This is a genomic window from Chelatococcus sp. KU-N122 (genome assembly GCF_055391085.1).
The window spans coordinates 5,695,443-5,709,508 of sequence record NZ_AP043981.1 but is presented as its reverse complement, the minus strand read 5'-3'; the positions used below and the strand labels follow the sequence as shown (position 1 = coordinate 5,709,508).

Below are 14,066 nucleotides of genomic sequence, written 5' to 3'. Positions count from 1 at the left end.
GCTGCCCCGGCGCATGCGGCGAAAACCGACCGGCGCCGTGGACGTTCTGCCGAATGCCGAGGGCGACCGGACGGTCAGCCCTTGTGCCGCAGCGCCTTGAGCGCCGACCGGCCGGCATAGACCGCCTGGCCGCCGAGCTCCTCCTCGATGCGGATCAGCTGGTTGTACTTGGCCGTGCGGTCCGAGCGGGCGAGCGAGCCGGTCTTGATCTGCCCGCAATTGGTGGCCACCGCGAGGTCGGCGATGGTCGCATCCTCGGTCTCGCCGGAGCGGTGCGACATCACCGCCGTGTAGGCGGCGCGTTGCGCCATGTCGACGGCCGCGAGCGTCTCGGTCAGGGTGCCGATCTGGTTCACCTTGACCAGGATCGAATTGGCCACGCCGCGGCCGATGCCGTCGGCGAGGCGCGCCACATTGGTGACGAAGAGGTCGTCGCCGACGAGCTGGCAGCGGTTGCCGACGAGCTCGGTCAGCGCCCGCCAGCCATCCCAATCGTCCTCGGCCATGCCGTCCTCGATGGACGCGATCGGATAGTCGGCGACCAGCTTGGCCAGGTACTGCGCCTGCGCCTCGCCGCTGCGCGTCGTGCCCTCGCCTTCGTAGACGTAGGCGCCGTCCTTGAAGAACTCGGTGGCGGCGCAGTCCAGCGCGATCATCATGTCGTCGCCCGGCTTGTAGCCGGCGCTCTCGATGGCCTTCACGACGAAGTCAAGCGCGGCCTCGGCGGACGGCAGGTTCGGCGCAAAACCGCCCTCGTCGCCGACGTTGGTGTTCTGGCCGGCGGCCTTGAGCGCTTCCTTGAGCCGATGGAACACCTCCGCCCCGGCGCGCACCGCGTCCGCCAGCGTCTCGGCGCCGACGGGCATCACCATGAATTCCTGGAAGTCGATGGGATTGTCGGCGTGCGCGCCGCCGTTGACGATGTTCATCATCGGCACGGGCAACACCCGCGCCGTCGGCCCACCGACGTAACGGTAGAGCGGCAGGCCGGTGGCCTCGGCCGCCGCCTTGGCGACGGCGAGCGAGACGCCGAGAATGGCATTGGCGCCGAGCTTGCTCTTGTTGGCCGTGCCGTCGAGGTCGATCATGATCTCGTCGATCTTGATCTGGTCCTCGGCGTCCAGGCCGCCGATGGCGTCGAAGATGTCTCGGTTGACCGCGTCGACCGCCTTGAGGACCCCCTTGCCGCCGTAGCGCGACTTGTCGCCGTCGCGCAGCTCGACCGCCTCGTGCGCGCCCGTCGAGGCGCCGGACGGCACGGCGGCGCGGCCCTTGGAGCCGTCGTCCAGCACCACATCGACCTCCACGGTCGGGTTGCCTCGGCTGTCGAGAATCTCGCGGGCGAGGATGTCGACGATGGCGGTCATGGACGGTGGCTCCAGTGCGATGGTCGTACGGACAGGCGGGCAGCCTCCCCGCTGCGCGGGGAAGCGCTGGCGCGGTTTTGACCGCTAGCGGCCTCGCTGGCAAGACGGCGCGGCCCGTTCACCTTGCACGAACACCACTGGCGCGCCGGGTGGCCGACGCATTAGATGACGCGAATGAGCGATCCCACCCCACACCTCCACCACCTCGGCCAGGGCAGCGCCATCCCAGCCACGCCCGAGGCCGCCGTGCTCGACCGCGTGCCCAACCCGCACGCGGACACCGACTACGTCGCCCGCTTCACGGCGCCGGAGTTCACCTCGATCTGCCCGGTCACGGGCCAGCCCGACTTCGCCATCCTGGTCATCGACTACGTGCCCGACCGCTGGCTGGTCGAATCCAAGTCGCTGAAGCTCTATCTCCACGCCTTCCGCAACCACGGCGCCTTCCACGAGGATTGCACCGTGGCGATCGGCAGGCGGCTGGCCGAACTGCTCGAGCCCCGGTTCCTGCGCATCGGCGGCTACTGGTACCCGCGCGGCGGCATCCCCATCGACGTCTTCTGGCAGAGCGGCGAGCTGCCCAAGTCCGTCTGGCTGCCGGACCAGGGGGTCGCCCCTTACCGGGCTCGCGGCTAGATCCTCCCGTCGGAGTCATTGGATAGGGGCCGCCGGGCGCCCCCGCCACGGCGCATCTTGCCTATCTAAACCGATCGGTCTACTGTGGAAAGATCGGTTCAACACGGAGACGCAGGATGGCTCTGGTCCCTCCCTTCACGCGGGAGACCGCGATCGCAAAGGTCCGCATGGCGGAGGACGGCTGGAACAGCCGCGACCCGCAGCGCGTGGCGCTCGTCTATACCGAGGACAGCCGGTGGCGGAACCGCGCCGAGTTCCCGGTCGGGCGCCAACAGATCGTCGCGTTCCTGACCCGCAAGTGGGCCAAGGAGCTGGACTACCGGCTGATCAAGGAGCTGTGGGCCTTCGACGGCAATCGCATCGCTGTACGCTTCGCCTACGAATGGCACGACGACAGCGGCCAGTGGTTTCGCTCCTACGGCAACGAGAACTGGGAATTCGCGGCCGACGGCCTGATGCAGCGCCGCTTCGCCTCCATCAACGACCTGCCGATCAAGCCCGAGGACCGCAAGTTCCACTGGCCGCTCGGCCGGCGCCCGGACGATCACCCCGGCCTGTCCGATCTCGGCCTGTGATTGAGCGGTCGCGATGGCGCGGATCGTCTTCGAGAAAGCGGATGTGGTCCCCCTCGTCGCCGAGGTCTTCCGGGAACTCGGCTACGAGGGCGCCTCGATGAGCGCCATCACGGCGCGGACGAAGCTGTCGAAGGGCAGCCTCTACCACTTCTTCCCGGGCGGCAAGGACGAGATGGCGGCCCAGGTCCTCGCCTACGTCGACGCCTGGTTCGTCCGTGAGGTGTTCGAGCCGCTGGAGCGGGACGAGCCGCGGCTGGCGGTCGCGCGGATGTGGACATCCGTGGATGCCTACTTCCGCTCCGGCCGCCGCGTCTGCCTCGTCGGAGCCTTCGCCTTGGACGAGACGCGCGACCGCTTTGCGGCGCCCATCCGGGACTATTTCCGGCGCTGGATCGCAGCCCTGCGTGACGCCCTGGTCCGGGGCGGGACGGAGCCGGCAGGCGCCGAGCGGCTCGCCGAGGAGACGGTGGTCGCCGTCCAGGGGGCACTGACCCTGGCCCGCGCGCTCAACGACAACCGCATCTTCGGGCGGACGCTGGACCAGCTCAGGCAGCGCGTCGATGCGGCGCTCGGCGCGCCGATCGGGTGAACGTCAGCGCATCAACCAGGCGCGGGCTGCGAAGCCCGGAAACTAAGGGCTACGCCGAAGCCGACTTCGGCTCCGCGCGCGGGCCGAGCAGAACGGCACAGGCGATGCCGACCAGGGCGATGACCGCGGCCGAGGTCGCCAGTGTCGCGAAGACGCCCATGGTCGTGATTCCCGGGCCGTAGATGACCGGGCCGAGCGCCTGGCCGGTCATGAACGAGCTGCCGTGCATGGCGACCGCCGAACCACGATGGCGGGACGACAGCTCCGTCGCCTGCACCTGCATCGAGTTGTGCAGCGTGTAGAAGCCGATCCCCAGGACGACGAAGGCGATGGCATCACCCTGCCACGGCAGGCCGAACCCAACGGCCAGCAGCGACAGGGCAGCCACGATGCCGCCGCCCGCCATCATGCCGGCAGTGCCAAGCGACGCGATCAGGCGCGACGCCACGGCGGCGTAGAGGATCCCGCCCAGCGGAAAGCCGGCGATAACGAGCCCGGCGATGGCTGGGCCGCCCTCGCCGCGCGCCTCGAGCAGCAAGGCGACGAACGGCAGCAGGCCGAACACCGCAAGCCCCTCGAAAAAGACCGCAGTGAAGCAGACCTTCGCGCGTGGATTGCGAAGGACACTCAAGAACCCCTCGATCACACCGGCGGCCGGATGATCGGCATGGGGCCGCCCCGCCGGCAGCGCGACGAACAACGCCGCCGCGGCGGCCGCCGACATCGCCGTATACACGAGGAAGACGCCACGCCAGCCGACGAGGTCGACCAGGAGCCCGGCACCGATGGCGCCGAACAGCGTGCCACTGATCGTCGCAGCGAGCATTTTGCTGAGCATCGCCTGCCGCTGGTCGAGGGGGACGCGGTCGCCGACGAGCGCGATGGTCGCAGGGAAGATGCCGGCGGACGCCGCGCCGCAGACGACCCGCAGGGCAAACAGCGTTCCGAAGCCCCAGGCAAAGGCGCTGGCCAGGCCGCCGAAGGTCATGAGGACCATGCAGACCCGGATCACCCCGCCGCGCCCGACGCGGTCACCGATCGGCCCAAACGCCAGCTGCAAGAGGCCGAAGGGCAGCGCGAACGCGGTCGACAACAGCGCGACGCGCTCGGGCGCCGTCTCCAGGTCGCGGGCGATCAGCGGCACCAGCGGGTCGATGGCACGGCTGAACAGCGACGAGGCGAAGCAGGCGAAGGCGAGGATGTACTGGAGGCGGCCCACGGACTGTGTTCAGCCCGCTTCGCCCGTCGCGCCGCTCGCGTGCGTGGCTGCCTTCGCCAGACCATCGAAGGCGAGAAGCTCGGCCAGCAGCGCTTCCATCTGGGCGAGCGGCACCATGTTCGGCCCGTCGGACGGCGCGCGGTCGGGGTCGGGATGGGTCTCGATGAAGACGCCGGCCACGCCGACGGCCACCGCCGCCCGCGCCAGCACCGGCACGAAACGGCGCTCACCGCCGGACGACGTCCCCTGCCCGCCCGGCTGCTGCACCGAATGCGTGGCGTCGAAGATGACGGGGGCGCCTGTCTGCTCGGCCATGATCGGCAGCGCCCGCATGTCCGAGACCAGGGTGTTGTAGCCGAACGAAGCGCCGCGCTCGGTGACGAGCACGTCGGCATTGCCCGCCGCCGTCAGCTTGGCGACGACGTTCTTCATGTCCCACGGCGCCAGGAACTGCCCCTTCTTGACGTTCACCGTGCGCCCGGTGCGGGCCGCGGCGACGAGCAGGTCGGTCTGCCGGCAGAGGAAGGCCGGAATCTGCAGGACGTCGACCACCTCGGCCACCGGCTGGCATTGGGCGGCATCATGCACGTCGGTGAGCACGGGAAGCCCCAGCGTGTCGCGTATCTCGGCGAACACCGGTAGCGCGCCCGCAAGGCCGACGCCGCGCGCGGCCGATGCCGAGGTGCGATTGGCCTTGTCGAACGAGGTCTTGAAGACGAGCCCGATGCCCAGGCGCTGGGTGATCTCGCGCAGGGCGGCCGCCACCTCGAGCGCATGCGCCCGGCTCTCCATCTGGCAGGGGCCGGCGATCAGCGACAGCTTGAGGCCGTTGCCGAAGCGGACCGGATGGGCCCGATCGGCGCCGACCGTTACGATAGAGTGCGCGGACGTGGTCATGAGCGAGGCTATAGCCGGATCGCCCTGCCGGCGCATCCGGCAAGTTTGCATGGCAAGAGCGCTTCACGATCGGTGCAGCGCCTCGGCTTCGGACAGCAGGAGCATGCCGCCGATCGGGGCATGCGTGCGTCAGACCAGCCGGCTCTGCTCGATGGCCGCCTTGACGAAGCTCTTGAACAGCGGATGGGGCTCGAACGGGCGCGACTTCAGCTCCGGGTGGAATTGCACGCCGATGAACCAGGGATGGTTCTCGTATTCCACGGTCTCCGGCAGCAGGCCGTCGGGCGACACGCCGGCGAAGCGCAGGCCCTTGGCTTCGAGGCGGTCCCGATAGTCCATGTTGACTTCATAACGGTGGCGGTGGCGCTCGGAAATGTCGGTCGTTCCGTAGATGGACGCGATCCGGCTGCCCGACGCCAGCGCCGCCTGGTAGGCGCCGAGCCGCATGGTGCCGCCGAGGTCGTTGCCCGCCTGCCGGCGCTCGAGCTCGTTGCCCCGCAGCCACTCGGTGAGCAGGCCGACCACCGGCTCCGGCGTCGGCCCGAACTCGGTCGAATTGGCGTCGGCGACGCCGGCGAGGGAGCGGGAGGCCTCGATGACGGCCATCTGCATCCCGAAGCAGATGCCGAAATAGGGCACCCGGCGCTCGCGCGCGAAGCGGGCCGCTCGGATCTTGCCCTCGGCGCCGCGCTGGCCGAAGCCGCCGGGCACCAGGATGCCATGCACGTGCTCGAGAAACGGCGACGGATCCTCGCTCTCGAACACCTCGCTCTCGATCCAGTCGATGTTGACCTTGACCCGATTGGCGATGCCGCCGTGGGTCAGCGCCTCGATCAGCGACTTGTAGGCATCCTTCATGCCCGTGTACTTGCCGACAACGGCAATGGTGACGTCGCCCTCCGGGCTGCGCACGCGCTCGGAGATGGCCTGCCAGCGGGATATCTCCGGCTCGCTCGCGTCCTTGATGCCGAACGCCGCCAGCACCTCGCCGTCCAGCCCTTCCGCATGGTAGGAGACCGGCACGTCATAGATGGAGGCGACGTCGCGCGCTTCGATGACCGCGCTCTCCCGCACATTGCAGAACAGCGACAATTTGCGCCGCTCCTCGCGCGGAATGGGCCGGTCGGTGCGGCAGAGCAGAATGTCCGGCTGCACGCCGATCGACCTGAGCTCGGCCACCGAGTGCTGCGTCGGCTTGGTCTTGAGCTCGCCGGCCGACGGGATGTAGGGCAGCAGCGTGAGATGGACGTAGATGGCCTGGCCGCGCTCCAGCTCCTGGCCGAGCTGGCGGATGGCTTCGAGGAACGGCAGGCTCTCGATATCGCCCACGGTGCCGCCGATCTCGACCAGCACGAAATCGTAGGCATCGTTGCCCGACAGCACGAACTCCTTGATGGCGTTGGTGACGTGCGGGATGACCTGAACGGTCGCGCCGAGATAGTCGCCGCGGCGCTCGCGCGCGATGATCTCCGAATAGATGCGGCCGGTCGTGATGTTGTCGTCGCGGCTGCAGGGCCGGCCGGTAAATCGCTCGTAATGGCCGAGGTCGAGGTCCGTCTCCGCGCCGTCGTCGGTCACGAACACCTCGCCGTGCTGATACGGGCTCATCGTGCCGGGATCGACGTTGAGGTAGGGGTCGAGCTTGCGCAACCGCACCGTGTAGCCACGGGCCTGCAGCAAAGCGCCGAGGGCCGCCGACGCTAGCCCCTTGCCAAGAGAGGACACCACGCCGCCGGTGATGAATACGTACCGCGTCATGGGACTCGCTGCGTACATGGAGTCGTGCGGCTTGGCGAGGGGGGCCGATGCATAACCCCCAGGCCAGGCGCACAGACTGGGCTTCACAATCACGAGTGAAGAGCTTGTCCGCCCTTCCCCGCGCTACGCCGTCTCTCGCGATACCGCGCGCCTATTGCTGCGTCGGCACCTGCGGGCTTGCCGGGGCGGCCGGCGCCGGCGGCGCCGACGGAGTGCCTCGGCCCTCCTGCAAACGCTTGAGCTCGTCGAGCACGCCGCCGGCCGGCGCCGACGGATTGGCCGGGCTCGCAGGGGCACCAGGGGCCGACGGCGCGTTGGTATCGAAGATCGAGCGCGGCCCTCGGCTCATCCCCGCCATGATCGAAAGCGTCAGGCTGGTCACGAAGAACAGCGTCGCCAGAATCGCCGTGGTCCGCGTCAGCACGTTGGTCTGCCCCCGCCCGGTCATGAAGCCCGAGACGCCGCCACCGCCGCCGAGGCCGAGGCCTCCGCCTTCCGAGCGCTGGATCAGCACGACGCCGACGAGCGCCAGCACGATGAGCAGATGAACGACGATCAGAACGCTTTGCATGAATAAGGGTCCGCGGACGGCCGGATGACGCCGACAACATATAAGAAGGGATCGGCCGCGCATCTAGCACGCCGCACCGCGGCTTCAAAGCGCGTTGGCACGGCGGCCGCTCTGCCGCCGCAGCGGGCGGCGAAAAAAATGCCACCGACCGCTCGGATGGAGCCAAATCCTTTCGCCAAACTTCGGCGAATGAATAATAAATTTCTATATAAATTTTGTCAGGCGCGATGAAGCACCGTTCACTTGCAATATATACGAAAATTGCAAAGATAAGCCTATCGGAAATCCGGCCCAGAAACACGCGGATATAGGCGGAGGCTATTCAAATGGGACTTCAGATCGGCGACGTAGCGCCTGATTTCGACGCTGAAACCACAGAGGGCAGCATCCGCTTCCACGAGTGGCTCGGCGATTCATGGGGCGTGCTGTTTTCGCACCCCAAGAACTTCACGCCGGTCTGCACCACCGAGCTCGGCTACACGGCGAAGCTGAAGCCGGAGTTCGAGCGCCGCGGCGTCAAGGTCGTAGGGCTCAGCGTGGACGCCATCGAAGCTCATGGCAAATGGGCCGACGACATCGAGGAGACCCAGGGCCACCGGCCCAACTTTCCGTTGATCGCCGACGCCGACCGCAAGGTTGCGACGCTCTACGGCATGCTGCACCCCAACGCCAGCGACACGCTGACGGTCCGTTCCGTCTTCGTCATCGGCCCGGACAAGAAGATCAAGCTCACCCTCAACTACCCGGCGAGCACGGGCCGCAACTTCGACGAGGTGCTGCGCGTCATCGATTCCCTCCAGCTCACCGCCAGACATAGCGTCGCGACCCCGGTGAACTGGAAGCAGGGCGAGGACGTCATCATCGTGCCGGCGGTGTCCGACGAGGCGGCCAAGGAGAAGTTCCCGGGCGGCTGGACGACGCTCAAGCCCTATTTGCGGGTGGTGCCGCAGCCGCGCTGAGGCCCGGCCCGCCGAGGCGACCACCCCCGCGCCAACCGGAGCACGCACCGCTCCGATGCCCTCATCCGATCGAATGGAAGCGCTCCCGTTCCGTGAATGGGAGCACTTCTTTTGCGATCGGGTGAGTCCGTCCGATCGCGAAGCGGCCTAGCCACTCACAGCAGCGGCGATGGCCAGGAAGTCCGCAGCGACGAGGCTCGCGCCGCCGACCAGCGCACCGTCCACGTCGGCCACGGCCAGCAGTTCGCCGGCGTTGGCTGGCTTCACCGAGCCGCCGTAGAGCAGCCGGACGAGGTCGGCCGCCGGGCCGAACCGCTTGCGGAGGCCGTCGCGCATGAAGGCATGCATGTCGGCCACGTCCTGCGTGGTCGGCGTCAGGCCGGTGCCGATGGCCCACACGGGCTCGTAGGCGACAATGAAGTCGCAGCCCTCATCCGGCACCGAGGCGGCGAGCTGGGTGCCCACGACCTCCAGCGCCTGGCCCGCGTCCCGCTCCTGCCGCGTCTCGCCGACGCAGATGATCGGCGTCAGCCCGGCGCGGCGGGCTGCCAGCGCCTTGCCGCGCACGTCGCCGTCGCTCTCGCCGTAATAGGCGCGGCGCTCGGAATGGCCGACGATCACCGCCGTCGCCCCGGCGTCCGCGATCATTTCGGCCGAGACCTCGCCGGTGAAGGCGCCCAAGGGCTCGGCGTGGCAGTCCTGGGCGCCGATGGCCACCCGCGAGCCGACGGCCACGACCGAGAAGGCGTGCAGCAGCGGCGCCGGCGGGCAGACCAGAAGATCGACCTTGGCGCGCAGCGCCGCGTCGTATCCCTCGACGATCTCGCCCAGCGTTCGCGCGCCCTGAATCTTCAGCCCGTGCATCTTCCAGTTGCCCGCGATCAGCGGACGGCGCGTGGCGTCGGCCATAGGTCGGCCCCCTTTCTCGTCGCTTGCGGCTGCCGCGGCGGTCCCGCCGGTCTCGCAGCCGAGCACCCTCTGGTCATGGCTGCGCCAGGCTCCAAGCCGGTCCGGGCCGGGGCGACAGCCACCGTCGCCTCTAACAGAGGGGCCCTCGTGCTGCAACGGAACCCTGGCAAATCAGACATTTGAGGCTGGCAGCTGCGAAACCGATTCACCGCGCTCCTCAGATCTTGATTCAACGCGCAGGTCTTGATTCAACGCGCAAGACGCCGATCATGCTGCGCAGGCGGGAAGCGGCCCACGCCGTTGTTTGACGGCTGTGTTTCGTGGCGGCTTTGGGCTATGACCGCAGCGCCCGTGCAGCAGGCGCCGGCAATTGCGCCTCCCGCCAGAGGCGGACACTCATCGCAGGGCCGGCGGCACTTCGTCGGCCAGGGCTTTATGGAAGGTCGCTGGTTCTCATGCTTAAGGGTATGCGTAACGCAACGGCGGGCTGGGCCGGACGCATCGTCGTCGGCGTGTTGTTCGGCTTGCTGATCATCTCCTTTGCGATCTGGGGCATCGGCGACATCTTCCGCGGCTATGGACGCAACACGGTGGCCATGGTCGGCTCGACCGAAATCACCATGGACCAGCTGCGGACCGCCTACCAGAACGAGATCCAGCGCCTGACCCGCCAGTTCCGCCGCCCCGTGACCCCCGATCAGGCTCGCGCCATGGGCCTCGATGCCCAGGTGCTCGGCCGCCTGGTGACCGATGCGGTGCTCGACCAGCAGACCAAGACCATGGGCCTCGGCATCACCGATGCATGGGTTGCCCGCAGCATCGAGAACGACCCGAACTTCCGCGGCCCGTCCGGCCGCTTCGATCGCGCCCAGTTCGCCGACCTGCTGCGCAACAACGGGCTCACCGAGGCGGCGTACGTGCAGGACCAGCGTGCCACGCTCACCCGCCGCCAGATTCCGGATGGCATCACCGGCGGCCTGGCGGTGCCCGAGGCGTTGCGAGAGGCGGCCTTCCGCTACGGCGCCGAACGACGGGCGGTCGACTACTTCATCCTCCCCGCCTCGGCGATCGCCGATCCCGGCACCCCCGAGCAGGCGGAGCTCGAGCGCTTCTTCAACGAGCGCAAGGCGAGCTTCCGCGCTCCCGAATACCGCAGCCTCAGCGTGCTGGCGTTGACGCCCGATGCCTTGGTCAAGCCCGACGCCGTCAGCGACGCCGATGCCCGGGCCCGCTACGAGCAGATCAAGGGGACCCAGTTCGGCACGCCGGAGCGGCGGCGGCTCCAGCAGCTCACGTTCCCGGACGACGCGGCCGCCGCCGCGGCCTCCGCAGCGCTCAAGGCGGGCAAGAGCTTCGACGATATCGCCAAGGAGCGGGGCGTCGGCGAGAAGGATCTCGACCTGGGCACCGTATCGCGCGCCGAGATCTTCGATCCGGCCGTCCGCGATGCTGCTTTCTCGCTCGCCGCCGGCGGCGTGAGCGAGCCGCTGAAGGGCCGATTCGGGCCGGTCATCGTGCGCGTCGTGTCGATCACGCCGGAGGCGGTGAAGCCCTTCGAGGAGGTCGCAGCGACCGTCAAGCGGGAGCTGGCGCTGGTCAAGGCGCGCAGCGAGATCGCCGACCTGCACGATCGCATCGAGGACCAGCGGGCCGGCGCCAAGCCGCTCGGCGAGATCGCCCAGAGCGTCGGCGTGGCGCTGACCCAGATCGACGGCGTCGACCGCCAGGGCAACGACAAGACCGGCAAGCCGGTCGCTGGGATCCCGAACGGCGAGGCGCTGCTCGCCGCGGCCTTCGCCACCGATATGGGAGCCGACAACGAGGCCGTGCGCACCGCCGACGGCGGCTATGTGTGGTATGAAGTTACCGCCATCGACGCCAGCCGCGACCGGCCGCTGGACGAGGTGAAGCCTGCCGTGACGGCGCTGTGGCGATCGGACGAGATCGCCAACCGCCTGGCCACCAGGGCGCGCGAGCTGGTCACCAAGATCGATGGAGGTGAAACCGTCGCGGCCGCCGCCGCCGGCCTCCCGGTCAAGTCCGTCGACCAGCTCCAGCGCGGTGTTGGGCACGACGAGCTGACCGAGCCCGCAGTCACGCAGATCTTTGCCACCTACGCCGGCAAGGCGGGTTCGGTCGCCCTCGCCGACGGCAACGCCCGCGCCGTCTTCAAGGTGACGTCGGCGACGGTTCCGCCGTTCGGCCCCAAGGCGCTCGATCCGCGGCTCGACGAGCAGCTCGGCCTCGCCGTCACCGACGACCTCCTCACCCAGTACGTACGGCGGCTGCAGAACGAGATGGGTATTACCGTCAATCAGCAGGCGCTCCGCAACGCCATCGGCGCCGCCGGGGAATAGACTCCCGATGCAGATCACCCCCCTGCCCGACCGGGCTGCGGACCTCTACGCGACGGGCCAGCCGTTCGTGCTCAGCGTTCGCCTCGTCGCCGACCTGGAAACGCCGGTCGCCGCCTACATGAAGCTCGCGCGGCAGCCCGGCCTGTCGTTCCTGCTGGAATCGGTGGAAGGCGGCGCCGTGCGCGGCCGCTATTCGATGATCGGCTTCGCGCCGGACCTGATCTGGCGCTGCATCGACGGCAAGGCGGCGATCAATCGCGCGCCGGACGAGGATCCGGACGGCTTCGTGGCCGAGCCGGCGGCGCCGCTCGCGAGCCTGCGCCGGCTGATCGCGGAGAGCGAGATCTCCCTCGACGCCGACCTGCCGCCGATGGCGGCCGGCATCTTCGGCTATCTCGGCTACGACATGGTCCGGCAGATGGAGCGTCTGCCCCACGTCAATCCGGACCGTCTCGGGGTCCCCGACGCGATCCTGCTGCGGCCGACCGTGATGGCGGTGTTCGATTCGGTCAGGGACGAGCTGACGCTCGTCGCGCCGGTGCGACCGCGGCCCGGTGTCGGCGCCAACGCCGCGTACGAGGCGGCGGCCGAGCGCCTCGAGGCCGCCGTCGCGGCACTCGACGTGCCACTTCATGCCGACGTGCGGCCGAACGTCGAGGGCCTGGCGCTGCCGGTGCCGGCCTCCAACACCACGCCGGCGGAGTTCGAGCGGATGGTGGCGCGGGCGCAGGAGTACGTGCGCGCCGGCGACGTCTTCCAGGTCGTGCTCGGCCAACGCTTCGAGTGCCCGTTCCCGCTGCCCGCGCTGTCGCTCTACCGGGCGCTGCGCCGCGTCAACCCGTCGCCGTATCTCTGCTATCTCGACTTCGGCGGCTTCCAGGTCGTCTGCTCGAGCCCGGAGATCCTGGTGCGGTCGCGCGGCGGCAAGGTCACCATCCGGCCCCTCGCCGGCACGCGCCCCCGCGGCGCCACGGAGGCGGAGGACCGGGCGCTGGGCGAGGACCTGCTGGCCGATCCGAAGGAACGCGCCGAGCACCTCATGTTGCTCGATCTCGGCCGCAACGACGTCGGCCGGGTGTCGAAGATCGGCACCGTCAAGGTCACGGAGAGCTTCGTGCTCGAGCGCTACAGCCACGTCCAGCACATCGTCTCGAACGTGGAGGGCGACCTCGATCCCAGCCACGACGCGCTCGATGCGCTGATCGCCGGCTTTCCGGCCGGCACGCTCTCCGGCGCGCCCAAGGTCCGCGCCATGGAGATCATCGACGAGCTCGAGAAGGACAAGCGCGGGCCGTTCGGCGGCTGCATCGGCTACTTCGGCGCCAACGGCGAGATGGACACCTGCATCGTGCTGCGCACGGCGATCGTCAAGGACGGCCGCATGGCGGTTCAGGCCGGTGCGGGCGTGGTCTACGATTCCGACCCCGCCGCCGAGCAGCAGGAATGCGTGAACAAGGCGAAGGCGCTGTTCCGGGCTGCCGAGGAAGCCGTCCGCTTCGCGTCGGCCGCCGGCCGGGGGCAATAGAACGCCGCCGATGCGCCTCAGCCTTGACCACGCCGGCGCTTCGGAGGCAAAGGTGCCCTTTGGCGCCGCCGCAACAGCCCTAACCCGTTCATGCCCCGCATCGTCCTGATCGACAACTACGACTCGTTCACCTGGAACCTGGTGCATCTCATCGGTGCGCTCGGGGTGGACGTCGACGTGCACCGCAACGATACGCTGACGGTGGCCGACGTCGAGGCCATGAAGCCCGACGCCATCGTGCTCTCGCCCGGGCCGTGCACGCCGAACGAGGCGGGCATCTGCCTCGATCTCGTGGCGACGCTCGGCCCCTCGGTGCCGACCTTCGGCGTCTGCCTCGGCCTGCAGACGATCGGCCAGGCCTACGGCGGCGACGTGGTGCGGGCGGCGCTGCCCATGCACGGCAAGCTATCGGCCATCCGCCACCAGGGCCGCACCATCTTCCGCGGCATCAACGGTCCGTTCGCCGCCACCCGCTATCACTCGCTCGTCGTCGACCGCAAGACATGCCCGGCGCCGCTCTCGATCGTCGCCGAGACCGACGATGGCGTCATCATGGCGCTGTCGCACACCGATCATCCGGTGCACGGCGTGCAGTTCCATCCCGAGAGCATCATGTCCGAGCACGGCTCGACCATGATGCGCAATTTCCTCGACCTCGCCGCCGCGTGGAACAGCGCCCGGCGCGGCCCTTCCTGACGAAAGCC

General features: G+C 68.9%; 13 protein-coding genes. 7 read left to right on the top strand and 6 right to left on the bottom strand.

Annotation, left to right across the window (positions count from 1 at the left end; translation table 11 throughout):
* Positions 1 to 74: 74 nt before the first annotated feature.
* Positions 75 to 1,367, bottom strand: coding sequence for a phosphopyruvate hydratase (gene eno / locus ACZ5PO_RS25705; RefSeq protein ID WP_464184860.1), 1,293 nt, complete (start codon positions 1,365 to 1,367; stop codon positions 75 to 77).
* Positions 1,368 to 1,541: 174 nt separating this feature from the next.
* Between eno and queF the strand changes: the two genes are divergently transcribed.
* The 3 genes from queF to ACZ5PO_RS25690 all read left to right on the top strand — a co-directional run bounded on the left by queF (position 1,542) and on the right by ACZ5PO_RS25690 (position 3,167).
* The gene (queF, locus tag ACZ5PO_RS25700) at positions 1,542 to 2,003 is read left to right on the top strand and encodes a preQ(1) synthase (protein ID WP_464184858.1); all 462 of its coding nucleotides are present in this window, start codon (positions 1,542 to 1,544) and stop codon (positions 2,001 to 2,003) included.
* 116 nt (positions 2,004 to 2,119) lie between these two features.
* Complete coding sequence (locus tag ACZ5PO_RS25695; RefSeq protein WP_464184856.1) at positions 2,120 to 2,578, top strand: nuclear transport factor 2 family protein; 459 nt, start codon at positions 2,120 to 2,122, stop codon at positions 2,576 to 2,578.
* Positions 2,579 to 2,591: 13 nt separating this feature from the next.
* Positions 2,592 to 3,167, top strand: coding sequence for a TetR/AcrR family transcriptional regulator (locus ACZ5PO_RS25690; protein WP_464184855.1), 576 nt, complete (start codon positions 2,592 to 2,594; stop codon positions 3,165 to 3,167).
* A 49-nt stretch (positions 3,168 to 3,216) separates the two neighbouring features.
* On the opposite strand, the gene ACZ5PO_RS25685 is transcribed toward ACZ5PO_RS25690, so the two are convergent.
* The 4 genes from ACZ5PO_RS25685 to secG form a co-directional block, all read right to left on the bottom strand.
* A complete protein-coding gene (locus tag ACZ5PO_RS25685) occupies positions 3,217 to 4,386 on the bottom strand; it encodes an MFS transporter (RefSeq protein ID WP_464184854.1) in 1,170 nt (389 codons plus the stop codon).
* Positions 4,387 to 4,395: 9 nt separating this feature from the next.
* Positions 4,396 to 5,283: a 3-deoxy-8-phosphooctulonate synthase gene (gene kdsA / locus ACZ5PO_RS25680; protein WP_464184853.1), complete on the bottom strand. Its 888-nt coding sequence runs from the start codon at positions 5,281 to 5,283 to the stop codon at positions 4,396 to 4,398.
* Positions 5,284 to 5,412: 129 nt separating this feature from the next.
* Positions 5,413 to 7,041, bottom strand: coding sequence for a CTP synthase (locus ACZ5PO_RS25675; protein ID WP_464184852.1), 1,629 nt, complete (start codon positions 7,039 to 7,041; stop codon positions 5,413 to 5,415).
* 151 nt (positions 7,042 to 7,192) lie between these two features.
* Positions 7,193 to 7,612, bottom strand: coding sequence for a preprotein translocase subunit SecG (secG, locus tag ACZ5PO_RS25670; protein ID WP_464184850.1), 420 nt, complete (start codon positions 7,610 to 7,612; stop codon positions 7,193 to 7,195).
* Between the two features lie 326 nt (positions 7,613 to 7,938).
* Here secG and ACZ5PO_RS25665 point away from each other — a divergent pair, with 326 nt between their 5' ends.
* Positions 7,939 to 8,571 (top strand): peroxiredoxin, encoded by a 633-nt coding sequence (locus ACZ5PO_RS25665; protein ID WP_464184847.1) that lies wholly within the window; start codon positions 7,939 to 7,941, stop codon positions 8,569 to 8,571.
* Between the two features lie 147 nt (positions 8,572 to 8,718).
* Here the strand turns inward: ACZ5PO_RS25665 and tpiA are convergent, their stop codons facing one another.
* Positions 8,719 to 9,480 (bottom strand): triose-phosphate isomerase, encoded by a 762-nt coding sequence (gene tpiA, locus ACZ5PO_RS25660; protein ID WP_464184845.1) that lies wholly within the window; start codon positions 9,478 to 9,480, stop codon positions 8,719 to 8,721.
* A gap of 467 nt (positions 9,481 to 9,947) precedes the next feature.
* Here tpiA and ACZ5PO_RS25655 point away from each other — a divergent pair, with 467 nt between their 5' ends.
* From ACZ5PO_RS25655 to ACZ5PO_RS25645, 3 genes are all read left to right on the top strand, one after another.
* Entirely contained in the window at positions 9,948 to 11,837 is a 1,890-nt protein-coding gene (locus ACZ5PO_RS25655; protein WP_464184843.1) for a SurA N-terminal domain-containing protein, read from the top strand.
* A 7-nt stretch (positions 11,838 to 11,844) separates the two neighbouring features.
* On the top strand, positions 11,845 to 13,362 hold the full coding sequence (gene trpE, locus ACZ5PO_RS25650; RefSeq protein ID WP_464184841.1) for an anthranilate synthase component I: 1,518 nt from the start codon (positions 11,845 to 11,847) through the stop codon (positions 13,360 to 13,362).
* A gap of 90 nt (positions 13,363 to 13,452) precedes the next feature.
* Entirely contained in the window at positions 13,453 to 14,058 is a 606-nt protein-coding gene (locus ACZ5PO_RS25645) for an anthranilate synthase component II (RefSeq protein ID WP_464184839.1), read from the top strand.
* Positions 14,059 to 14,066: the final 8 nt, after the last annotated feature.

What these genes read in the sequence shown, in the direction of transcription:
- eno (WP_464184860.1), bottom strand. Translation starts at nt 1,367, where the DNA reads ATGACCGCCATCGTCGACATCCTCGCCCGCGAGATTCTCGACAGCCGA.
- queF (WP_464184858.1), top strand. Translation starts at nt 1,542, where the DNA reads ATGAGCGATCCCACCCCACACCTCCACCACCTCGGCCAGGGCAGCGCC.
- ACZ5PO_RS25695 (WP_464184856.1), top strand. Translation starts at nt 2,120, where the DNA reads ATGGCTCTGGTCCCTCCCTTCACGCGGGAGACCGCGATCGCAAAGGTC.
- ACZ5PO_RS25690 (WP_464184855.1), top strand. Translation starts at nt 2,592, where the DNA reads ATGGCGCGGATCGTCTTCGAGAAAGCGGATGTGGTCCCCCTCGTCGCC.
- kdsA (WP_464184853.1), bottom strand. Translation starts at nt 5,283, where the DNA reads ATGACCACGTCCGCGCACTCTATCGTAACGGTCGGCGCCGATCGGGCC.
- ACZ5PO_RS25675 (WP_464184852.1), bottom strand. Translation starts at nt 7,041, where the DNA reads ATGACGCGGTACGTATTCATCACCGGCGGCGTGGTGTCCTCTCTTGGC.
- secG (WP_464184850.1), bottom strand. Translation starts at nt 7,612, where the DNA reads ATGCAAAGCGTTCTGATCGTCGTTCATCTGCTCATCGTGCTGGCGCTC.
- ACZ5PO_RS25665 (WP_464184847.1), top strand. Translation starts at nt 7,939, where the DNA reads ATGGGACTTCAGATCGGCGACGTAGCGCCTGATTTCGACGCTGAAACC.
- tpiA (WP_464184845.1), bottom strand. Translation starts at nt 9,480, where the DNA reads ATGGCCGACGCCACGCGCCGTCCGCTGATCGCGGGCAACTGGAAGATG.
- ACZ5PO_RS25655 (WP_464184843.1), top strand. Translation starts at nt 9,948, where the DNA reads ATGCGTAACGCAACGGCGGGCTGGGCCGGACGCATCGTCGTCGGCGTG.
- trpE (WP_464184841.1), top strand. Translation starts at nt 11,845, where the DNA reads ATGCAGATCACCCCCCTGCCCGACCGGGCTGCGGACCTCTACGCGACG.
- ACZ5PO_RS25645 (WP_464184839.1), top strand. Translation starts at nt 13,453, where the DNA reads ATGCCCCGCATCGTCCTGATCGACAACTACGACTCGTTCACCTGGAAC.